This is a genomic window from Isoptericola sp. NPDC019693 (assembly GCF_044389085.1).
In the GTDB taxonomy this organism is placed as follows: domain Bacteria; phylum Actinomycetota; class Actinomycetes; order Actinomycetales; family Cellulomonadaceae; genus Isoptericola.
Genome location: NZ_JBIRXP010000002.1, coordinates 622,075 through 642,545 on the forward strand (window position 1 = coordinate 622,075; position 20,471 = coordinate 642,545).

At 75.0% G+C, this 20,471-nt stretch carries 23 protein-coding genes; 11 read left to right on the plus strand and 12 right to left on the minus strand.

Translation table 11 applies throughout. The features are described from left to right. Window positions 1-187 precede the first annotated feature (187 nt). Window positions 188-1,036, plus strand: coding sequence for a Bax inhibitor-1/YccA family protein (locus ACH436_RS08220; RefSeq protein WP_430559706.1), 849 nt, complete (start codon window positions 188-190; stop codon window positions 1,034-1,036). Window positions 1,037-1,075: 39 nt separating this feature from the next. Here ACH436_RS08220 and ACH436_RS08225 read toward each other — a convergent pair whose 3' ends face one another. From ACH436_RS08225 to ACH436_RS08235, 3 genes are read right to left on the minus strand one after another with little or no spacing between them, the layout of a single operon-like run. Beyond that, on the minus strand, window positions 1,076-1,885 hold the full coding sequence (locus tag ACH436_RS08225) for a hypothetical protein (RefSeq protein ID WP_430559707.1): 810 nt from the start codon (window positions 1,883-1,885) through the stop codon (window positions 1,076-1,078). Next, on the minus strand, window positions 1,882-2,499 hold the full coding sequence (locus ACH436_RS08230) for a TetR/AcrR family transcriptional regulator (RefSeq protein ID WP_430559708.1): 618 nt from the start codon (window positions 2,497-2,499) through the stop codon (window positions 1,882-1,884). The genes ACH436_RS08225 and ACH436_RS08230 overlap by 4 nt, the downstream gene beginning before the upstream one ends. Further along, complete coding sequence (locus ACH436_RS08235; protein ID WP_430559709.1) at window positions 2,492-3,367, minus strand: alpha/beta fold hydrolase; 876 nt, start codon at window positions 3,365-3,367, stop codon at window positions 2,492-2,494. Before ACH436_RS08235 ends, ACH436_RS08230 begins: the two co-directional genes overlap by 8 nt. Before the next feature lie 148 nt (window positions 3,368-3,515). Here ACH436_RS08235 and ACH436_RS08240 point away from each other — a divergent pair, with 148 nt between their 5' ends. Beyond that, on the plus strand, window positions 3,516-3,950 hold the full coding sequence (locus tag ACH436_RS08240) for a YciI family protein (protein ID WP_430559710.1): 435 nt from the start codon (window positions 3,516-3,518) through the stop codon (window positions 3,948-3,950). After that, window positions 3,947-5,257, plus strand: a complete 1,311-nt coding sequence (locus ACH436_RS08245; protein WP_430559711.1) for an RNA polymerase sigma factor — start codon at window positions 3,947-3,949, stop codon at window positions 5,255-5,257. Before ACH436_RS08240 ends, ACH436_RS08245 begins: the two co-directional genes overlap by 4 nt. An 11-nt stretch (window positions 5,258-5,268) precedes the next feature. Here ACH436_RS08245 and ACH436_RS08250 read toward each other — a convergent pair whose 3' ends face one another. After that, window positions 5,269-6,252, minus strand: coding sequence for a DMT family transporter (locus ACH436_RS08250; protein WP_430559712.1), 984 nt, complete (start codon window positions 6,250-6,252; stop codon window positions 5,269-5,271). A gap of 83 nt (window positions 6,253-6,335) precedes the next feature. Between ACH436_RS08250 and ACH436_RS08255 the strand changes: the two genes are divergently transcribed. Both ACH436_RS08255 and ACH436_RS08260 read left to right on the plus strand, forming a co-directional pair. Continuing rightward, window positions 6,336-7,241 (plus strand): LysR family transcriptional regulator, encoded by a 906-nt coding sequence (locus ACH436_RS08255; protein WP_430559713.1) that lies wholly within the window; start codon window positions 6,336-6,338, stop codon window positions 7,239-7,241. An 82-nt stretch (window positions 7,242-7,323) separates the two neighbouring features. After that, window positions 7,324-7,725, plus strand: a complete 402-nt coding sequence (locus tag ACH436_RS08260; RefSeq protein ID WP_430559714.1) for an FKBP-type peptidyl-prolyl cis-trans isomerase — start codon at window positions 7,324-7,326, stop codon at window positions 7,723-7,725. 103 nt (window positions 7,726-7,828) lie between these two features. Here ACH436_RS08260 and ACH436_RS08265 read toward each other — a convergent pair whose 3' ends face one another. Further along, window positions 7,829-9,100 carry a class I SAM-dependent methyltransferase gene (locus tag ACH436_RS08265; RefSeq protein ID WP_430559715.1) on the minus strand — a complete coding sequence of 424 codons (1,272 nt, stop codon included), beginning with the start codon at window positions 9,098-9,100 and terminating at the stop codon, window positions 7,829-7,831. A 68-nt stretch (window positions 9,101-9,168) separates the two neighbouring features. Here ACH436_RS08265 and ACH436_RS08270 point away from each other — a divergent pair, with 68 nt between their 5' ends. Continuing rightward, window positions 9,169-9,507, plus strand: a complete 339-nt coding sequence (locus ACH436_RS08270) for a SelT/SelW/SelH family protein (RefSeq protein ID WP_430559716.1) — start codon at window positions 9,169-9,171, stop codon at window positions 9,505-9,507. An 82-nt stretch (window positions 9,508-9,589) separates the two neighbouring features. Here the strand turns inward: ACH436_RS08270 and ACH436_RS08275 are convergent, their stop codons facing one another. Further along, window positions 9,590-9,997 carry a DUF5997 family protein gene (locus ACH436_RS08275; RefSeq protein WP_430559717.1) on the minus strand — a complete coding sequence of 136 codons (408 nt, stop codon included), beginning with the start codon at window positions 9,995-9,997 and terminating at the stop codon, window positions 9,590-9,592. Between the two features lie 53 nt (window positions 9,998-10,050). Here ACH436_RS08275 and ACH436_RS08280 point away from each other — a divergent pair, with 53 nt between their 5' ends. Both ACH436_RS08280 and ACH436_RS08285 read left to right on the plus strand, forming a co-directional pair. Beyond that, window positions 10,051-10,980 (plus strand): LysR substrate-binding domain-containing protein, encoded by a 930-nt coding sequence (locus ACH436_RS08280; protein WP_430559718.1) that lies wholly within the window; start codon window positions 10,051-10,053, stop codon window positions 10,978-10,980. Window positions 10,981-11,117: 137 nt separating this feature from the next. Beyond that, entirely contained in the window at window positions 11,118-12,026 is a 909-nt protein-coding gene (locus ACH436_RS08285) for a hypothetical protein (RefSeq protein ID WP_430559719.1), read from the plus strand. Window positions 12,027-12,048: 22 nt separating this feature from the next. Here the strand turns inward: ACH436_RS08285 and ACH436_RS08290 are convergent, their stop codons facing one another. From ACH436_RS08290 to ACH436_RS08300, 3 genes are all read right to left on the minus strand, one after another. Beyond that, complete coding sequence (locus tag ACH436_RS08290) at window positions 12,049-13,602, minus strand: ATP-dependent DNA ligase (RefSeq protein ID WP_430559720.1); 1,554 nt, start codon at window positions 13,600-13,602, stop codon at window positions 12,049-12,051. 78 nt (window positions 13,603-13,680) lie between these two features. Then, on the minus strand, window positions 13,681-14,442 hold the full coding sequence (locus ACH436_RS08295; RefSeq protein ID WP_430559721.1) for an ABC transporter permease: 762 nt from the start codon (window positions 14,440-14,442) through the stop codon (window positions 13,681-13,683). Between the two features lie 57 nt (window positions 14,443-14,499). Next, the gene (locus tag ACH436_RS08300; RefSeq protein WP_430559722.1) at window positions 14,500-15,459 is read right to left on the minus strand and encodes an ATP-binding cassette domain-containing protein; all 960 of its coding nucleotides are present in this window, start codon (window positions 15,457-15,459) and stop codon (window positions 14,500-14,502) included. A 60-nt stretch (window positions 15,460-15,519) separates the two neighbouring features. Here ACH436_RS08300 and ACH436_RS08305 point away from each other — a divergent pair, with 60 nt between their 5' ends. Then, on the plus strand, window positions 15,520-16,200 hold the full coding sequence (locus tag ACH436_RS08305) for a TetR/AcrR family transcriptional regulator (RefSeq protein WP_430559723.1): 681 nt from the start codon (window positions 15,520-15,522) through the stop codon (window positions 16,198-16,200). An 18-nt stretch (window positions 16,201-16,218) separates the two neighbouring features. On the opposite strand, the gene ACH436_RS08310 is transcribed toward ACH436_RS08305, so the two are convergent. The 3 genes from ACH436_RS08310 to msrA form a co-directional block, all read right to left on the minus strand. Next, window positions 16,219-17,076, minus strand: coding sequence for an aldo/keto reductase (locus ACH436_RS08310; RefSeq protein WP_430559724.1), 858 nt, complete (start codon window positions 17,074-17,076; stop codon window positions 16,219-16,221). Window positions 17,077-17,132: 56 nt separating this feature from the next. Further along, on the minus strand, window positions 17,133-17,555 hold the full coding sequence (locus ACH436_RS08315; RefSeq protein ID WP_430559725.1) for an HIT family protein: 423 nt from the start codon (window positions 17,553-17,555) through the stop codon (window positions 17,133-17,135). A gap of 108 nt (window positions 17,556-17,663) precedes the next feature. Further along, complete coding sequence (msrA, locus tag ACH436_RS08320) at window positions 17,664-18,338, minus strand: peptide-methionine (S)-S-oxide reductase MsrA (RefSeq protein ID WP_430559726.1); 675 nt, start codon at window positions 18,336-18,338, stop codon at window positions 17,664-17,666. 115 nt (window positions 18,339-18,453) lie between these two features. Between msrA and ACH436_RS08325 the strand changes: the two genes are divergently transcribed. Both ACH436_RS08325 and ACH436_RS08330 read left to right on the plus strand, forming a co-directional pair. Beyond that, window positions 18,454-19,059, plus strand: a complete 606-nt coding sequence (locus ACH436_RS08325) for a YdeI family protein (protein WP_430559727.1) — start codon at window positions 18,454-18,456, stop codon at window positions 19,057-19,059. 151 nt (window positions 19,060-19,210) lie between these two features. After that, window positions 19,211-20,446, plus strand: a complete 1,236-nt coding sequence (locus ACH436_RS08330) for an AI-2E family transporter (protein ID WP_430559728.1) — start codon at window positions 19,211-19,213, stop codon at window positions 20,444-20,446. Window positions 20,447-20,471: the final 25 nt, after the last annotated feature.

A 20,471-nucleotide genomic window follows, 5' to 3' on the forward strand; every position in this document is an offset into this window, starting at 1 on the left:
GTGGGACCGTCGCCGGGTCGGCTCCGGGAGCGTCGCTGACCATGCTCGCTCGAATGGAGGGAGGACGCGCGGGAACGTCTTCGTACGTCCGCGCGTTCACTACGATGGATCGCACGGCCAGCGACCCGGCACTGCGCGCGCGACGACCCGTCGTCGGGCACCCGGCAGCCGCGACCAGGAGGAGTTCATGAGCAACCCCGTCTTCTCGAACAGCGACGTCTTCGGCGAGCCCCGCCGTACGGGCGCGCGCCAGGGGGCCCGCGCCGGAGGCACCGCGACTGCGCAGCCGCAGTACGGGGCCTACGGCGCCACGGGTGCCCAGGCCGCCGACGCCGCGAGCCTCGACGCCATGTACCAGGCGCCGTCGGCCACCACGGCCGACACCAAGCGCCTCACCTACGACGACGTCGTCATCAAGACCGGCGGGCTGCTCGCGCTGCTCGTCGTGGTGGCGGCCGCCACGTGGACGATGGCGCCGGGCATCTGGCCGGTCGGCATGGTCGTCGGCCTCGTGCTGGGCCTGGTGAACGCGTTCAAGCGCAACCCGAGCCCGGCGCTGATCATGCTGTACACCGTCGCCCAGGGCGTGTTCCTCGGCGGCATCTCGAAGTACTACGAGTCGTTCTACGACGGCGTGGTCGGCCAGGCGGTGCTCGCCACGATCTGCACCTTCGGCGCGGCGCTCCTGCTGTTCCGTTCCGGCAAGGTCCGGGTGACCCCGAAGTTCACCCGCTGGCTGCTCATCGCCATGGTGGGCTACCTCGTCTTCTCGCTCGTCAACGTCGTCCTGGTCTGGACCGGCGTCCTCGGCGGGTGGGGCATGCGGGGCGGCACGCTCGGCATCATCATCGGTCTGGTCGCGGTCGGCCTGGCCGCCGCCTCGCTCATCGTCGACTTCGACTCCATCAAGCGCGGCGTCGAGCAGGGCGTCCCGGCCAAGTTCGCCTGGTCGGCGGCCTTCGGCCTGCTGGTCACGCTGATCTGGCTGTACCTGGAGTTCCTGCGCCTGCTGGCGATCTTCCAGAGCAGCGACTGACCCTCCGCTCGCCTCCGGCACGCACGGCCCGACGGCCGGTCACCCCACGGGGTGGCCGGCCGTCGTCGTCCCCGGCGCGAGCCCGGCCCCCGTGCGGCGCACCGCCCACGCGACGAGCAGCAGCCCGGCGGCGACCAGCGCGCCGTGCGCGACACGGACCGCAGGGGTGCCGAAGAACTGCGGCAGGTAGAGCGCGAGGCCGACGGCGAGGGGGACGCCGGCCCAGCGAGGCCGCGCCCCACCGCGCCACAGCGCGACGGCCGCGAGGACACCGGCTGCGGTGACCAGTCCGAGACCCACGCCGAAGAGGGTCATCGCGACCGGCTGCTCGCGGAGCACGTCGACGTCGGCGAGCAGCGCCGGGTCCTGGGTGCGCAGCGCCGCCTGCGCGATCGTCCGGATGCCGAAGATCTCGGCGCCGAAGTAGAGGGAGCAGAGCGCCGCCCCAGCCCAGGCGGTCACGACGGCGGCCGTGGCGGCGCGTGCGCCCGGGGCGGCCGAGCCGGGGTCCGCGCCCCCGCGCACCAGGGTCCGCAGGCCGAGGAACGTCGGAGCGAGCAGGCCGAGCCCGGCGATCCCGCACAGGTGGGCCAGCACCCAGCGGTCGGAGGCGAACGCCTCGGCGAGCGCGAGGCTGGGCACGGACTCGTCCGGCCAGGGCCGCAGCACGGGGAAGAGCAGCAGGAGCACGCCGGCCGCGACGGCGCCGGCCGCGGTCCAGGCTGCGGTGGGTCGCGCCGCGGCGTGCTCGGGGGCGGCGGTGGGGGCGGGCGCCGGCACAGGAGCCTGGGCAGAGGTGGGGCCGGACGACACCGGGTGAGCGGCGGACGACGGCGTCGTGCGGGTCATGGCTGCTCCTTCGGGGCGGGTGGCGTCGGTGCCGTTGCGAGGGCGGTGACGCCGGCGACGAGCATGTCGAGGAGGGTGTCGAAGCTGCGGTCGAGGTCCTCGGGCAGCCGGAAGCCGCCGGCGAGCTCGAGCGCGACGAAGCCGTGGACGCCGGCGCGCACCACGCGGACGGCGTCGATCGTGCGGTCGTCGGGGAGGCCGAATCCGTGCAGCACCGCCCCGACGAGCGTGACCACGCGGGCCCCGGCGGTGCGGTGCTCGGCGTCCTCGGGGTCGTCCGGGTCGGGCGCGAGCTGGACGGCGGCGTACCGGCCCGGGTGGGCGAGGGCGTAGCCCCGCCAGGCGCGGGCCAGGGCGCGCAGGGCGTCGGGGCCGGCGCGGCCGACGGTCGCCGCCGCGCTGGCCGTGGTCAGCTCGTCGAGGGCGACCAGCGCGATCTCCCGGCGGAGCGCCGCGAGGGAGCCCACGTGCTTGTACAGGCTGGGCGTGGCGACCCCGGCCGAGGCGGCGACCTTCGCGAGCGTGAGGTCGGCGAGCCCGGTGGGCCCCCCGGCGTCCACCTGCTCCAGCGCGATCCGGACGACGGCGTCCCGCGACAGCCCCGCCCTAGGCACGGGCGTTCCGCTCGTCGGCGCCGTGCCGCGGGGAGGCGGGCAGCGCGGCGAGAAAGCCGAGCACCGCCGGGGTGACAGCGTCCGGTGCCTGGTGCTGCGGGTAGTGGCCGACGCCCGGCACGAGGAGGGTCTCGCCGCCGAGCGCGGCACCCATCCGGGCGAGCTCGGCGCCGGCGTCTCCGTAGTCGGGGTCGAGCTCTCCGACGACGACGAGCGACGGTGCCTGCACCTTCGCGACGAGCGGCTCGATCAGGGTGTGGTCGAGGGCGACCGCCAGGTCGCGGAACGAGCGCAGGTGCGCGGCGTCGGCGAGGCTGCGCCGGATGCGCGCGACGTGCTCCGCGTGCCGGGGCCCCTTGCGGCCCTTGGCGAACATCGACGTGTAGAGGGACGCCCAGGCCGCGGCGCCCCAGGGGCGGACGAACAGCGCGCGGTACAGCAGGCGGTAGGCCTTCGCCTGGGCGGCGGAGGCCGTCTCGCGCAGGTGCGGGGCGACCAGCACCAGCCCGCGCACGAGGTCGGGCCGCTCGGCGGCGGCCCAGACGGCGGCCGAGCCGCCCATCGAGCTGCCGACCAGCACGGCGGGGCCGGCGTCGAGGTGCTCGACCAGGGCGACGAGATCCGTGCCGGTGGCGACGTCGCCGTGGGTGGTGAAGGTGGTGTCGGAGTCGCCGTGACCGCGAAGGTCGGCTACGACGACCCGGTGGCCCGCGGCGACGAGCGCGGGGGCGACGTCGTCATAGGTGGACCGCAGGTCGCCCATGCCGGGGACGGCGACGACGAGCGGGCCGGAGCCGGTGTCGGTGTAGGCGATCCGCCCCTCGGGGCGGGCGAGGTGCCGGATCGGCGCTGCCTGGATCATGTCCATAGCCGCAAAGCTAATGCCAATAGCCAACGGTGGCAAGAGGCGTCCCGAAAAAAGTTCACGGCCGGTGTCGATCCCGAGGTTCCCCGTTCGACCTGGGAGTGAGAAGGTCGCCACGAGGGTGACCGCGATCACGACAGGGAGCAGGACGATGGCCAAGTACATGCTGATCATGCGCGGGACCGACGAGGGTCAGGCGGCCTTCGAGCAGATGGACTTCACGGAGGTCATCGCGGCGATGGGCCGCTACAACGAGTCGATGATGAACGCCGGGGTGCTGGCCGCCGGCGAGGGTCTCTCCGACGCGTCCGAGGGCGCCGTCGTCGACTTCTCCACCGAGACCCCGGTGGTCACCGACGGCCCCTACGGCGAGACCAAGGAGCTGTTCAACGGGTTCTGGATCGTCGACGTGGCCTCCAAGGAGGAGGCGATCGAGTGGGCCAAGCGCGCCCCGCTGAGCGGCCAGGGCACGAAGCTCGAGGTGCGCCGTGTCAACGGGCCCGAGGACTTCCCGCAGGACAACGAGTGGATCCAGAAGGAGCAGGGATGGCGCGAGGAGCAGGCCCAGCGCACCCAGCAGGCGTGAGCGGGAGCGCCCCTGACGGAGGCCGTGCCGACGACGGCGCGGCCTCCCGGCGTGTCGTCGAGGCCGTCTGGCGCATCGAGTCCAGCCGCATCGTCGGCGCGCTCGCCCGGTACACCAACGACTTCGCGCTCGCGGAGGACGTCGCGTCGGAGGCGCTCGCCGAGGCGCTCGTCGCCTGGCCGCGCGACGGCGTGCCGCGCGACCCGGTGGCGTGGCTGCTCGCGACCGGGCGTCGTCGTGCGATCGACGCGTTCCGCCGCCGCGCGGGGCGGGACGAGCGCTACGCGGCGCTCGCCCGGGACCTGGGCGAGGGCGGCGCCGTCACGGGCGGTCCGGGCTCCGTGCCCGCGGCGGGGGACGACCTGCTGTGGGACCCCGACAAGATCGAGGACGACCGCCTCGCGCTGCTGTTCGTGGCGTGCCACCCGGTCCTGTCGAAGGAGGCGCGCGTCGCGCTGACCCTCCGCGTGGTGGCCGGCCTGGGCAGCGAGGAGATCGCGCGGGCGTTCCTCGTCCCCGTGCCCACCGTGCAGGCCCGGATCACGCGCGCGAAGAAGACCCTGACGGCCGCGCGGGTGCCGTTCGAGGTCCCCGCGGCGCAGGACCGGGCCGAGCGCCTCGGCTCCGTGCTCAACGTCGTGTACCTCATCTTCTCGGAGGGGTCGACGGCCTCGGGCGGTGACGACTGGATGCGCCCGGACCTTGCGTACGAGGCGGTGCGTCTCGCGCGCGTGCTGACGCGGCTGGCGCCCGAGCCCGAGACGTTCGGCCTGCTCGCGCTGCTCGAGCTCACCGCCGCGCGGTTCCCGGCACGCACCGGGCCGGACGGCGAGCCCGTGCTGCTGGAGGACCAGGACCGTCGCCGGTGGGACCGGTCGGCGATCCGGCGCGGTCGCGACGCCCTCGCCCGGGCGGTCGCCGTCGGGCGCGGGCTGGGGCCGTACGGGCTGCAGGCGGCCATCGCGGAGCAGCACGACGTCGCGCCCTCGGTCGCGGAGACCGACTGGGAGCGCATCGTCGTCCTCTACGAGGCGCTGGGCCGCGTGGCGCCGTCGCCCGTCGTCGAGCTCAACCGCGCCGTCGCGGTCGCGATGGCGTCGGGCCCGGCGGCCGGGCTCGCCGTCGTGGACGACCTCGTCGCGCGCGAGGTGCTGTCGGGGTCGTACCTGCTGCCGTCGGTCCGCGGGGAGCTGCTGGCCCGGCTCGGGCGGGCCGACGAGGCGCGCGCCGAGCTCGAGCTCGCCGCCCGGCTGTGCGGCAACGCCCGGGAGAGGGGCGTCCTGGAGGCGAAGGCCGCCGCCCTCTGACGCGCGACCTGTCAGGACGAGCGCGGGGTATGCGCGGCGCGGGTCCTGACAGGTCGACGGGGGAGGGTGGCGACGGCGACACCGGCCAGGGCGAGCACGCCGCCGAGCAGGACGACGGGAGCGGGCACCTCGTCGAGCAGCGCCCACGACATCAGCACGACCAGCGGGGGGACGGCGTACGTGGACGCCGCGGCCCGACCGGCGCTCACCCGGGCCAGGGTGTAACCCCAGGTGGTGAACGCGATCGCGGTCGGGAACACGCCCAGGTAGACGACGCCGAGCAGGGAGGACGACGGCGCGTCCGCGGCCTGCAAGACCAGCGCGGGCAGGAACGGCAGCGCCGCGACGGTGCCGGCCAGGCAGCCCAGCCAGGTCATGGTGAGCGCGTCCGTGTGCGGCAGCAGCCGCTTCTGCAGCGTGGCCGCCCCGGCGTAGAGGACGGCGGAGGCGAGGCCGAGGGCGACGCCGACGACGTCGAACCGGCCGGTGGTCGTCGCGACGGCGATGACGACGACGCCCGTGAACGCCACGGCGATGCCCGCGAGCAGGCGGCGCGGGAAGCCCTCGCGCAGCAGGACGCCGGCGAGCACGGCGACGAGCATCGGCGCGATGTTCACCAGCAGTGCGGTGGTGCCGGCGTCGAGGTGCTGCTCCGCGGCGTTGAGGGTGAGGTTGTACGCGCCGAACCAGGCCACGCCCCAGGCGAGCACGAGCAGCAGCACCCGGCCGCGGGGGAGCCGTACGGGGGCGCGGCGGCGGGCGCGGGCCACGAGCAGGATCACGGTCAGGGCCACGGAGCCGACGGCGACCCGGCCGAGGGTGAGCGCGCCGGCGTCGAGGTCGTGCCCCACGGCGCGCACGCCGACGAACGCCGACGCCCACAGGACCACGGTCACGGCCATCGCGGCCGCCGTCAGCGCGCCGGCGCGGCGGTCGGCACTCGACGGGGTCCCGGTCGGTGCGGGCGGCGCGGTGCGCGCGGTGGTCTCGGCCATGGACCGATCGTGCCCTTACCCGTCCCGTGAGCACCAGTTCAGATATCTACCGAATGCTTCAGTATCGCTGTATCGTCGCGAGCATGCTCGACGTCCACCGTCTCCGCGTCTTCCGCTCCGTCGTCGCCAGCGGCTCCGTCGCCGCGGCGGCCGCCAACCTCGGGTACACGCCGTCCGCGGTGAGCCAGCACGTCGCCGCCCTGCAGCGCGAGACCGGGCTGCAGCTGCTGGCCCGGCACGGCCGCGGCGTGCGCCCCACCGCGGCGGGGCAGGCGCTCGCCGCCCAGGCCGACGGCCTGCTGGCTCGGCTCGGGGAGGTGGAGACCTTCGTGGCCGACCTGCGCTCCGGTCGCTCCGGCAGCCTGTCCCTCGCGTACTTCGCCTCCGTCGGCGCGGCCTGGCTGCCCGCCGTCGTCAGCGCGCTCAGCACCCAGTTCCCGGGCGTGCGGCTCGACCTCGAGCTCACGGAGGAGATCCCCACCGACCCCTCGAAGCGCGCGGACCTGCAGCTCGCCGTCGCGCAGACGGACTTCCGACCCGCGGCCGGGACCACCGCGCACCATCTGCTCGACGACCCGTACGTCGCCGTCGTCCGGCAGGACCACCCGCTGGCCGGCCGGGACGAGATCGAGCTCGCCGAGCTGGTGGGCGACCGGTGGATCGACAACGACTTCGCGCGCGGGTGGTGCCGCCGCAACCTGCTCGAGGCCTGCCGGGCCGCGGGGTTCAGCCCGGCGTTCGCGGTCGAGGCCCACGACTACCCGACGGCCCTCGCGTTCGTCGCCGCCGGTATCGGCATCACCGTGCTGCCCGCGCTGGGCTCCGCGCGGCCCGCCGCCGGGACGGTGGCCGTGCCCGTGGTGCGGCCGGTGCCCGTCCGCTCCATCTACGCGCTCGTGCAGGACGCCGTCGCGGACACCCCGCCCGTGCAGGCCGCGCTCGCGGCCCTGCGCCAGGCCGCCGGGTCGCCGATCCCGTCCGCCGCGTAGGCTGGACGGCGCGGCTCCGGCTGGGTCCCTGCCCGGTGGCCGCGGCACCCACCCTGCACGACGACGAAGACGAGGTACCCCTGTGACCACGCTCCCCACCGCCACCGGCGGCTTCGGCGACAAGCCTGAGATCACGTTCCCCGCGGGCGACGCCCCCGCCGGCCTGCAGGTGCAGGTGCTCGAGGAGGGCACCGGCCCGGTGGTTGACGCCGGCCGCACGATCGTCGTCAACTACCTGGGCCAGACCTGGGGCGGCGGCGTGTTCGACAACTCCTACGACCGCGGCCAGACCATTGACTTCCCGATCGGCGTCGGCGCCGTCATCGGCGGCTGGGACAAGGGTCTGGTCGGCCGCAACGTGGGCGACCGCGTGCTGCTGTCCATCCCGTCCGAGCACGGCTACGGCCAGCGCGGCGTGCCGCAGGCCGGCATCCCCGGCGGCGCGACGCTCGTCTTCGTCGTCGACGTCGTCGGCGTGCGCTGACCGCACCCCTCGCCGAACAGGCGGTTGACACCGTTATCGCGCCTGCTGGCGCGCGATAACGGTGTCAACCGCCTGTTCGGCGTTCGGAGGGCTGCGTGGGAGGTCAGCGGCGGCGGGACCGCGTGACGGTGAACTTCGGGTTCTGCGCGATGTGCACGGTGGGCCCGACGGCGCGGGTCAGCGCCTGCCGGTAGTGCAGCGCCGTGTTGAAGACGCACCACAGCTCGCCGCCCTGGCGCAGCGCCCGCCCCGCCGCGCGGAACATCCGGTGGGCGGCGTCGGTGCGCACGGCTGTCCGGTCGTGGAACGGCGGGTTGAGCAGGATCAGGTCCACGCTGGCGGGCTCCAGGTCCTCGCCGGCGTCCCCGCGCAGCGCGACGACGCGCTCGCCGACGCCGTTCGTCCCGGCCGTCGCACGGGTCGAGGCGACGGCGGCCGCCGAACGGTCGGAGCCCACCACGCGGGCGTCGGGGTACCGGAGCGCGAGGACCGTGGCGAGCAGGCCGCTGCCGCTGCCGAGATCGACGGCGTCGTGCACGCGGTCGGCGGTGGGCCACTTCTCCGCCGTCGTGAGCAGGAAGCGGGTGCCGAGGTCGAGCGAGGTCCCGGCGAACACCCCGCCGTGCGCGACGACGGCGACGTCCTCCGGAGAGGCATCGCCCGACGGGGCCGCGGCCGCCAGCAGCTCCCGGTCGCGCAGCACGGCGCGCGCGGGGAAGGCGGGGACGGCGTCGCGCGCCTCCGGACGGACCCCGGTGGCGACCAGCGCGCGGGACTTCTGGCGCGCCAGCGTGGCGCGGACGTCGGTGAACGACGCGGCCAGCACCTCGTTCATCGAGCGCGTCATGTGCTTGACCCGCCCGCCGGCCAGCACGACGACGTCGTCCGCGGCGTGCCGGGCGATCGCCTCCGCGATCTCCGTGAGCTCGGCGAGGGACGGCGGGAGCTGGAGCAGCACGAGCCGGGCGCCGCCGAGCAGGTGCGACGTCTCGGTGTACAGGTCCGCACCGACGACGTCGAGCTGCGGCCGGCCGCCCCGGACGAGGTCCATGAGGTCCGCGGCGAGATGATGGTCGAGCGCCGCCTCGGCGGTCGCGGTGTCGGTGAACATGCGCACCCGCGACGGCCCGAGCGTCAGCGCCCCCAGCGTGAGCGCGCCGAACCGGTCGCCGATGACGACGACGTCGTCCGGGCCGGCGTCGGCGAGGAGCGGGGCGGCCTCGTCGAGCAGCAGCCGGTCGGTGGCGTCGACGGCGACGGGTCCGTCGGCGCGCGAGCCGTCGTCGGGCCACGGGGTCAGGGCGTCGAGGACGGCGGTCAGCCGCGTGGCGGGGTCGCCGGCGGCAGGGGAGTCGGGCTCGGGGGTCTGGTGCACGGGTCCAGTCTCCCCGACCCGGGCGGAACCGCCCGACCGCGCTCTGCCCAGCGCCCTACCCTGGCGCCATGAGCGATGCCCCCGACGCGCCCGAGCCGACGTCCACCGCGCGCGTGTCGATCACCTACTGCACGCAGTGCCGGTGGCTGATGCGCGCCGCCTGGGTGGCGCAGGAGCTGCTGCAGACGTTCCGCACCCGGCTCGGCGAGGTCGCGCTGGTGCCGGGCACGGGCGGCGTCTTCCGGGTCGAGCTCGATCCCGGCGACGGCCGCCCCGCGGTGCTCCTGTGGGACCGCGCGGCCGAGGGCGGGTTCCCGGAGATCCCGCCGCTCAAGACGGCGATGCGCGACGCGGTCGCGCCGGACCTCTCGCTCGGGCACACGGACCGGGTGCAGCCGCGAAGTTGAGCGATCTGTTCGGCAGCTCGCCGATCTCCTCGGCACGTCCGGCTGCCGAAGAGATCGAACGGTTGCCGAACTGAACGGCCGCTCAGCGGGAGCGGCGGGCCGCCTTCTCCGCCTTGCGTGCGGCCTCGGCGGCGACCCGGTCCTCCTCCTCGCGCACCTTGGCGGCGGTCTCCCGCTCGGCGAGGAGCCACGCGGGCGGGTCGTCGCGCAGCTCGTCGATCTGCTCTGTGGTGAGCGGCTCGGTGATGCCGCCGCGCGCCAGCCCGGCGATCGAGATGCCGAGGCGACCGGCGACGACGGGCCGCGGGTGCGGGCCGTTGCGGCGCAGGTCGGCGAGCCACTCGGGCGGGTTGGTCTCGAGCTCCTCGAGCTGCGCACGCGTGATGCCGTGCTCCTGGAACTCGGGCGGCGTGGCGGGCAGGTACACCCCGAGCTTCTTCGCCGCGTTCATCGGCTTGAGGACCTGCTGGGAGAAGGGGGTTCCGGCCATGGGTCCAGGGTAGTCGCGGCGGACGGTGCGGCACGCCCACGTAGCCTGGTGCCGTGAACGACCAGCCGGGCGAGGCCCTCGACGACACGACGGACGACGAGCTGGACGACGCCGTCGAGAGCGAGGACGCCCTCGTCGAGGTGCCCGACGACGGCCGCCCGACGTTCCGGCTCGGGTACGTGCCGGGCGCGACGCCGGGGCGGTGGGCGCGCACGTGGCGCGACCGGCTCCCGGACACGCGCCTCGAGCTGGTCCAGGTCGACGCCGCCGACGCGCCCGCCGCGCTGGCGGGGCGGCAGGTGGACGCGGCGCTCCTGCGCCTGCCGGTCGACGGCGACGTGCTGCACGCCATCCCGCTGTACACGGAGCTGCCCGTGGTCGCCGTCTCCCGCGACCACCTGATCGCGGCGACCACCGAGGACGAGGTCGTCGCGGCGGACGACCTCGTCGACGACGTCGTGTGGCTGCCGGTGGACGACGTCCTCTACCCGGCGGGCGCGCCGGTGCCGGGGCGGGTTCCCGAGGCCTACGACGACGGCGCCGGCGGGCTCGTCGAGCCGCTGCGGCCGGCGACGGCGGCCGACGCGATCGCCCTGGTCGCGACCGGGGTCGGCGTCACGGTCGTGCCCATGTCCCTCGCGCGGCTGCACCATCGCAAGGACGTGACGTACCGCGTGCTCGACGGCGGCCCCGGCGCCCCGGTGGGGCTCGCCTGGTTGGTCGAGGGGCTGCCCGAGGACGTCCGCGAGCTGGTGGAGGAGATGATCGGCATCGTGCGGGGCCGCACGGTGAACAGCTCGCGCGGGCGCGCGGGCCGGGAGCGGGACGACGCGCCGGAGCCTGCGCGGGTGGCGGAGGGCCGTCGTGGCTCGGGCCGGCGCGACTCGGGCGGGCCGGCTGGCGGGACGGGCGGCCGTGCGGCCCGGCCCCGTGGCGGGAAGCCGGGGCGCGGGCGCCCTCGCGGGGGACGCGGACGGCGCTGACGCCGGCGCGGAGTATGGGTGCCTCGTCCGGAAATTTCACCCTTCCCCCGGAACATCCGACTCGCTAGCATTCCGGCGCGGCCGGAGGCCGCACCACCTGCTGATGCGGTCGATCCCGCCTGCCCCTTGGAGTGCTCGTGCGCACACCCGCTGTTCTCGGAGCCTCGCTCCTCCTCGTCGTCGGCCTCGCGGCCGGCCCGGCCGCCGCACTGCCCGCGGGGCACGGTGACCGTGACGGCTGGGGCGGTACGGGGGACTCGCGGACAGGCGACTCATGGGACGGCGGCGCGGGCTGGGTCGACGGCGAGCGCTTCTCGTGGCCCGACGACACCCGCTCCTGGGGCGACAACGTCTGCCCGGACATGGACGTGCCGAAGACGGATGTCCGCGGCGAGGAGCAGACGATCACGCTCGAGGCCCCCGAGGGCGAGCTGATCTCCGCGTACTGCGTCAAGGCCGGGTCGGCCAAGCGCGGTGAGGGGCCCAAGGTCGTCGAGCTCGACGTCCCCGTCGAGGAGATCACGATCGCCTACCCGATCGGCGGCAAGTGCCGGGCGATCAGCCACTACGCCGTCGAGTACGTCGACGCCCCGACCCCGCAGGAGCCGACCTCGCCCACCGAGGGGGAGACCCCGCCGGCGGCCGAGGAGACCGCGCCCCCGGAGGAGGAGACCCCGCCCGCGCCCGAGGAGACCACGCCCACGACGGGCGAGGAGGCCGCCCCGCCGGCACCCGAGGAGACGACGCCGGCGCAGGAGTCGCCGTCGCCCGCCCCCTCCACGCTCCCGACGGCGCCGACCGACGGCTCGACCCCGGGCATGGGCGGCGCGGACTACCCGGAGCAGGGTTCCGTCGTCGAGGACGTCCGCTCCGTCAGCGGTGGTGGCGACGTGGGCAGCGTCGGGCCGGACGCCGCCGCGGCGGCGGCCCCGCAGTCGCTGCCCGTGACGGGCGCCCAGGTGCTCGGCATCGTCATGGCCGCCGTCGCGCTGCTGGGCGCGGGCGTCGGCGCGCTGATCTGGACGCGGCAGCGCCGCGCGAGCTGACGACCCGGTCGGTCGCCGGGGCTCAGCCGGCCCCGCTCGAGACCGCCGCCAGGGCGCGCACGGTGTCCACCGTGTCCGCCTCGGCGGCGGTCTTGTCGTCCCGGTAGCGCACCACCCGCGCGAACCGCAGCGCCATGCCGCCGGGGTAGCGGGTGGAGCGCTGCACGCCGTCGAAGGCGATCTCGACCACCTGTTCGGGCCGCACCTGCACGACGTACGACGACCCGTCGGCGGGTGACGTCGCCAGCTCGGTGAACCGCTCGGTCTGCCAGGCGAGCATCTGGTCCGTCATGCCCTTGAACGTCTTGCCGAGCATGACGAAGCCGCCGGTGTCGGGGTCCCGGGCGCCGAGATGGATGTTGGACAGCCAGCCCTGGCGGCGGCCGGAGCCCCACTCGACGGCGAGGACGACGAGGTCGAGCGTGTGCCGCGGCTTGACCTTGACCCAGCCGGCGCCCCGGCGGCCGGCGGCGTAGGGCGCGTCGAGGGCCTTGAGCACCAGGCCCTCCTGCCCGGCGGCGACCGTGTCGGCGAAGAACCGCTCGACCTCGCTCACCTCGGCGGAGACCAGCCGCGGCACGACGACCTCGGGCGGCAGCACGCGGTCCAGCACCTCGAGCCGCTCGGCGGCGGGCGCGTCGATCAGGTCGGTGCCGTCGTGGTGCAGCACGTCGAAGAACCGCACGCTGAGCGGCACGGCCGCGCTGCCCGCCTCGGCGTCGTGGCTCCCGGTGCGGGCGGCCGTCTCCTGGAAGGGGCGGGGGCGCCCGGCGTCGTCGAGGGCGATCGCCTCGCCGTCGAGCACCACGGTGCGCACGTCGAGCGAGCGCACGACGGTGACCACCTCGGGCAGCCGCTCGGTGACGTCGTCGAGCGAGCGGGTGAACACGACGACGTCGTCGCCGCGCCGGTGCACCTGCACGCGGATGCCGTCGAGCTTGGTGTCGGCGGCGACGGCCGCGCCCTCAAACCGCTCCAGCGCTGCGGCGACGTCGGGTGCGGACGCGGCGAGCATGGGCCGCACGGGGCGGCCGGGCTCGAGCCGGAACCCCTCCAGAGCGGGCGCTCCGCCGTCGAGGGCCGCCCGCGCGATGGGCCCGGTGAGCGCGCTGAACATGGCCGCGCGCCGCACGACCGGCAACGGCACCTCTGCCGCCGCGGCGACCGCGTCGAGCAGCAGGGAGTCGAGCGCGCCCTGGCGCAGCTCGCCGAGCACGAGTCGGCGCGCGAAGTCCTGCTCCTCGGCGGTGGCGCGCCCGAACAGCTCGTCGACGGCGGCTCGGCGCGCGGCCTGCGAGCCCGCGCCCGCGAGCCGCTCGAGACGCCCGAGGGCGTCGTCGACGTCGGCGGGCGTCAGGGACGACTCGGCGGCGGGCTCCGGAAGGCTGCCGAGCGTGCGCCAGCCGAGGCCTGTGCGTCGCTGGCGCGGCCGGCCCGAGAGGAACGCCGCGACGACCTCGACCTCGTCGCCGGGCTCCGCGGCGCGCAGCGCGTCCGCGAGCAGCTCCCGCTTGCGCAGCCGCGAGCGCGTCGCGGCGACGGCGGCGTGCGTGGTGACCAGCTCGGTGAGCAGCACCCGTCGATCGTCGCACCAGCCTCCGACGCTGGCGCGGGCGCCCTCGTGCTGCGGCGGGCGGAACCGGACGTGGGGTGGTCAGGCCCGCAGCCGCCCCATCGCCCGGACGCCGAGGACGAGGCCCAGCACGGCCATGCCGAGGGAGACCGCCAGGCCGAGGGCGATGCTCGGGTCGGCGAGCTCACCGGCGAACAGGGCGCGCTGGGCGTCGACCGTGTGCGCCATCGGGTTGACCCGGGACAGCGCGTACAGCCAGTCAGGAGCCACCTGCATGGGCAGCAGCGCCCCCGACGTGACGATCAGCGGCGTGTAGATCAGCGTGACGACGCCCCAGAAGGCGTACGCGTTGCGCAGGCCGACGCCGGCGGCCAGCGACAGGAGTGCGAGCCCGGCGGCCAACGCGGCGAGCTCGACGGCGGCCAGGAGCGCGCCCCACACCGGCACCCGGAGCCCCATCGGCGCCGTCACCGCGACGATCACCAGCGCCTGCACGAGCACGGTCACCATGACGCGCAGCACTCGTCCGGTGAGGATGGCGCTGCGGTGCGTGGGGGTCACGAGCAGACGCTCCAGGGAGCCCGCCGCCCGCTCCTCCTGGATCCCGGAACCGATGAACGCCGACGTGCTGAACGTCATGATCACGAGCATCCCGGGCACGAACCACTGCATGGTGCTCCCGGACGCACGGTCGGGCGCCGCGCCCACCGCGCCCGCCAACGGGGCGAAGAGCAGCAGGAGAAGCAGGGGGTCGGCCAGGGACTCCACGTAGGGCCACGGGGTGCGCAGCTTGGCGCGCACGTCGCGGTCGAAGAGGGTGGCGGTGTCGCTCAAGGCGGTCATGGTCGTCCTCCGTCGTGCCGTCGGGGTGTGGTCGGTGTGGCCGGTCCGCTGGGGGCCTCAGGCGGTGGCGCCGTCGCGCAGGCTCCGGCCGGTGAGGGTGAGGAAGACGTCGTCGAGGGTGGGGCGCTGCACGCGGGTGCCCCGCAGTCGGACGCCCGCGGCGTCCATGGCCCGCACCACCTGGGGCGTCACCGTGTCCCCGCCGGCGATCCGGAAGCGCACGACGTCTCCGGCGGGCTCGACGCCCTGGGCGCCCGGCAGGCGGGCCGCGACGCCGCAGGCGGTCGACGCGTCCGCGGCGTCGGCGAGCTCCACGGTCACGAGGTCTCCGGAGACCTTGCCCTTGAGCTGGTCCGGCGTCCCGTCGGCGATGATCTCGCCGTGGTCCACGACCACGACACGGTCGGCCGCCGTGTCCGCCTCGTCCAGGTAGTGCGTGGTGAGCACCACGGTGGTGCCCTGCTCGGCCCGCATCCGCGCGACGTGGGCCCACAGGTGGGCCCGGCTGTGCGGGTCGAGCCCGGACGACGGCTCGTCGAGGAAGACGACGGGCGGGCGGTGGACGAGCCCCATCGCGAGGTCGAGGCGGCGCCGCTGGCCGCCGGAGAGGGTGGCGACGTCCCGGTCCGCGAGCCCGGCGAGCTCCAGCTCGGCGACCAGCTCCTCGCCGCGGCGGCGCGCCGCGCGCCGCGGCAGACCGTAGAGGCGGGCCTGGGCGGTGAGCTCCTCGAGGACGCGCAGGCCGTCGAAGGAGCCGTTGCCCTGCCCGATGGAGCCGATGCGGCGGCGGACGGCGACCGGGTCGCGCGCGACGTCGTGCCCCGCCACCGTCGCGGTGCCACGGGTGAGGGGGAGCAACGTGGTGAGCATGCGCAGGGTGGTGCTCTTGCCGGCGCCGTTGGGGCCGAGCAGGGCGACGGCCTCGCCCTCGGCGACGTCGAGGGCGATCCCGCGGACGGCCTCGACCGTGCCGTGGTCGGTGCGGAACGTGCGGGCCAGGCCGCGGGTGCGGATCATCGTCGGTCCCCTCGTCGTTTCATTGCGTGGCGTAACGAAATTAAACTGTAGGGTGAGGGCATGTCAACGGTCTTCTCCGAGCCGGGCCCGCCCGAGCCGTCCGCGCGCGTCGGCCGGCCGCGCGACACGGGGATCGACGGCGCCGTGCTCGCCGAGACCCTCGCCGCCCTTGACGACGTCGGCTACGCCCGGCTCTCCCTCGGCGACGTGGCGCGTCGTGCGGGCACGTCGAAGCCGGCGCTCTACCGGCGCTGGCCCACGCGGCAGCGCCTGGCGCTCGCGGCGCTGGAACGTCGGATCGGCCGCGTGACGCCCCCCGACACGTCGTGCACGATGTGCGACCTCGCGGAGTGCCTCGGCCTCTTCGTCGCCGCGTTCGAGCAGCTACCGCCGGGAGTGCTCGCGCCGCTCCTCGCCGACACGGCGGACGACCCCGAGTTGCGCGCCGAGTTCATGGCGCGCCTCTTCGACCCGCCCCGGGAGGCCGTGCGCCGCACCCTGTCGGGGGCGCGCGACCGCGGCGACCTGCGTGCCGACCTGGACCTCGACCTCGCCGTCGACCTGCTCGGGTCGTTTGTGCACTACCGGGCCCTCTTCGGGCACGCGACGACGACCCCCGCCGAGATCGAGTCCGTCGTCGAGACGCTGCTGCAGGGCGTCGCCGCCGACTACCCGGCCCTGTACCGCGAGGCGATGGGGCACGACGTCGACGCGGAGCCCCACGCCCTGCACCACGCGTGAGGGGCGTCCGGCCCGGCGTCAGAGCTCCTCGTAGACCGCCGGGTCCTGGTCTGCGGTGCGGCCGTCGGGGCGGCCGAGGCCGGTGATGCGGGCCATCTCGTCGTCGGTGAGTTCGAACGAGAACAGGTCGAGGTTGTCGGCCTGCCGCTGCGGGCTGGACGCCTTGGGGATGGGCACGACGCCGAGCTGCACGTGCCAGCGCAGGATGGCGCGCACGGGGGAGACGCCGTGGGCCGCGGCGATCTCCGCGATCACGGGGTCCTCGAGCATGTCGCTCGCGCGGCCCAGGGGGCTCCACGCCTCGGTGACGATGCCGCGCTCGGCGTCCGCGGCGCGCTGGTCGGCCTGCGGGAAGTACGGGTGCAGCTCCACCTGGTTCACGACCGGCGTCACGCCGGTGGCCTCGATGACGGCGTCGAGGTGCTCGGGCAGGAAGTTCGACACCCCGACGTGGCGGATCAGGCCCCGCTCCCGGCAGTCGACGAGCGCCTGGTACGCCTCGACGTACTTCCCGATGCGGGGGTTGGGCCAGTGGATGAGGTACAGGTCGAGGTGGTCGAGCCCGCTGCGGTACACGGACTCCTCCACGGTGGCGACGGCGTCGTCATAGGCCTGGCGGCGGCCGGGCAGCTTCGACGTGATCAGCAGCTCCTCGCGCGGCACGGACGAGGCCCGCACGGCACGGCCGACCGTGCCCTCGTTCTCGTAGCTGAACGCGGAGTCGATCAGCCGGTAGCCGGCGTCGATCGCGCGGGCGACCGCGTCGACGCCGTCCGAGCCCTTGAGCTTGTAGGTGCCGAAGCCGACCGCGGGGATCGCGGTGCCGTCGGCGGCGGTGCGGGTGGGGATGTCGGGCGTGGTGCTCTGCTCGCTCATGCGTCCATTCCACACCCGCGGCCCGGCGGGTCGCCCGGCGGGGGCGGCGGCGATCCTCAGGCCGAGGACAGGCCCGCGCGGACCGCGTCCGCCGCACGCTCCAGCTCGCCGGCGGAAGGGCGTCGCCGGTCGGCGTCGACCGTGAAGCCGTCCCCGGCGAACCGGGGGATCACGTGCAGGTGGGCGTGGAACACGTCCTGCGACGCCGCCGCACCGTCGGCGAGGAACAGGTTCACCCCGTCGCACCGCAGGCCCGACCGCTTCAGCGCCCCGCCGAGGCCCTGCGCGACGTGGACCATCCGGGCCGCGACCTCGGGCGGGAGGTCGTCGAGCCCCACGTGGTGCTCGCGCGGCACGACGAGGCAGTGGCCCTCGGTGATCGGCGCGATGTCCAGGAAGGCCACGACGAGGTCGTCCTGCCATACGACCTGGCTGCCGGACGGCTCCCCGACGACCGCGCAGAACACGCACCCGTCCATCGCCCCAACCTCCTGGCGGTGCCCCGTCGGGCGTCGCCCGGTCCCGGAGGCTCCGGCCGGCGCACTGTCCGCCGGCCGGAGCCGTGCTCCGTCACGCCGTGTCGGCGCTCATGCGGCGTCGGGGTAGGGGACGCCCGTCGTCGCGTGGCAGCGGTAGCCGTTCGGGTTCTTGTCCAGGTACTCCTGGTGGTAGTCCTCGGCGTAGTAGAACGGGCCGGCCTCGACGGCCGGGCGCAGCTCGGTGGTGATCGGGTCGTAGCCCTTCGCCGCGAGCACCTCGGAGTACCGCTCCGCCGTCTCGCGCACCGCCTGCTCCTGCTCCGCGGTGGTCCAGTAGACCGCCGACCGGTACTGCGTGCCGACGTCGTTGCCCTGCCGGAAGCCCTGGGTCGGGTCGTGCCGCTCCCAGAAGACCTTGAGCAGCTCGGCCTCGGAGACCTTCGCGGGGTCGTAGGCCACGAGCGTGGTCTCGGTGTGCCCGGTGCGGGCCGTGCACACCTCCTCGTACGTCGGGTTCGGCGTCGTGCCGCCCATGTACCCGACGGCCGTGCTCACGACGCCCGGCACCTGCCAGTAGATCTCCTCGGCGCCCCAGAAACAGCCCATCGCGAGGTACAGCACCCGCGTGCCCTCGGGCCACGGGCCCACGATCGAGGTGCCGAGCACCGTGTGCGGGCGGGCGGCGGGCAGCACCGGCGACTCGCGCCCGGGCAGCGCGTCCTCCGGCGCCACCATCGTGGTCCTGCCGGAGCGGCCGAGCAGCTGGTCGAAGATCGAGTTCATCGCTTTACCTCCATGACCGGGACGGGATGGTGTCCCGCTGATGCCAACCGTACGAAGGGGCGTGGTGTTCCGGCGCCGGTGCCCGCGAGGGGCCCGGGCGCCGTAGGGTCGGCGCATGGCCGACGGCGCCCCGGACCAGCTCCTGCTTCCCGACCCCGCGGGGTGGCGGGCCTGGCTGGACCAGCACGAGGACGACACGCCTGACGGGGCGTGGCTGGTGCTCGCGAAGAAAGGCCGCCCGGCGCCGACGACGCTCACGCACGCCACGGCGCTCGAGGAGGCGCTGTGCAGCGGCTGGATCGACGCCCAGATGCGCAGCCTGGGCGCCGACACGATGCTGCAGCGGTTCTGCCCCCGCCGGCCCCGCAGCCGATGGTCGGTCCGCAACCAGGAGATCGTCGCCCGCCTGGCCGACGAGGGCAGGATGCGGCCCCGCGGCCAGGCGGAGATCGACGCGGCGAAGGCGGACGGGCGCTGGGACGCCGCGTACCACGGGCCCGCCCGGATCGAGGTGCCGCCCGACCTGGCGGCGGCGCTCGCGGCCAGCCCGGCGGCGACGGCGATGTTCGAGGTGCTCACGTCGCAGAACCGGTTCGCGATCCTGCACCGTCTCGGCACCCTCAAGACGGCCGAGGCGCGCGAGCGCAACGTGGCGAAGTACGTCGCGATGCTGGAGCGGGGCGAGACCCCGTACCCGCAGAAGCGGCGTCCGACGGGCTGACGAGCCGAGGGCGGCCCATGGGCGGACATCCGTGCGCCCGGGAGACCGACGTGTGGACACGCCGTGAAGATCCCGGGTGCTGGCCGGGCCCCGGCGCGGCGCCGGGCGTGGCCCTCGGGCGTCGTGCCCGCAGGCCACCTAAGGTTTTGGCGTGAGCTCGGACCGAACCTCTCCCTCCGGCGCGGACGCCGTCCCGCTGAGCATCCGTGCCGCGGCCTCCTGGTCGTGGCGCATCCTCCTCATCGCGGCGGCCGTCGCGGGCCTGCTGTGGCTGCTGGCGGCGCTGAAGACGATCGTCGTGCCTGTCGCGATCGCGCTGCTGCTGACGATCCTGCTGGCCCCGGTGCGACGCACCCTCGAGCGCTGGCACGTGCGCCGGGGCCTGGCGACGGCGATCTCGATCGTCGGCCTGATCGTGCTGGTCGGCGCGCTCGTCACGCTGGCGGGACGCTCGATCGTCGGAGGGTTCCAGGACCTCGCCGACCAGGCGGTGGCGGGCTTCAAGCAGTTCACGACGTGGCTGGCCGAGGGGCCGCTGAGCCTCGACTCGAAGCAGCTGTCGGACTACGGCCAGCAGCTGCAGGACTCTGTCGTGGAGAGCTCCGGCCTGGTCTCGGGCGCGCTCGGCGCGGCCACCACCGTGGGGCACGTCCTCGTCGGCGCGGTGATCGCCCTGTTCTGCACGATCTTCTTCCTGCTCGACGGCCGCACCATCTGGACCTGGCTGGTCAACCTGCTGCCCGTGCGGGCCCGGGAGAACGTGCACCAGGCCGGCCGCCGCGGGCTGGTCACGCTGTCGGCGTACGTGCGCACCCAGATCCTCGTGGCGTTCGTCGACGCCGTCGGCATCGGGGTGGGGTCCGCGTTCTTCGTGCCGGCGCTCGCGCTCCCGATCGGCATCCTCGTGTTCATCGGGTCGTTCGTGCCGATCATCGGTGCGATCGTCACCGGCGCCATCGCCACCGCCGTCGTGCTGGTGGCGAACGGCTGGGTCGCCGCGCTCATCATGCTCGGCATCGTGCTGCTGGTGCAGCAGGCCGAGAGCCACATCCTGCAGCCGTTCCTCATGGGCCACGCGGTGTCCCTGCACCCGGTGGCCGTGGTGCTCGTGGTCGCCGCCGGCAGCCTCGCCGCGGGGATCGTCGGGGCCCTGTTCGCCGTGCCGCTCGCGGCCGTGCTCAACACGATCCTCCTGTACCTGCACGGGCACGACAAGTTCCCCGAGCTGGGCACCGAGGACCACGTGCCGCTGCTGCGCCGGCGACCTCAGCTGCCCGGTACCCTGCTCTGGTCGGGTCGCGCGTCGTCGCAGGAGACGGCGACGACGGGCGGCACCTCGGGCGGCAGCACGACCGACGGCCCTTCCTCGCCCGACGCGAGCAGCTGACAGGCAGGGCAGGAGAGAACGGCGC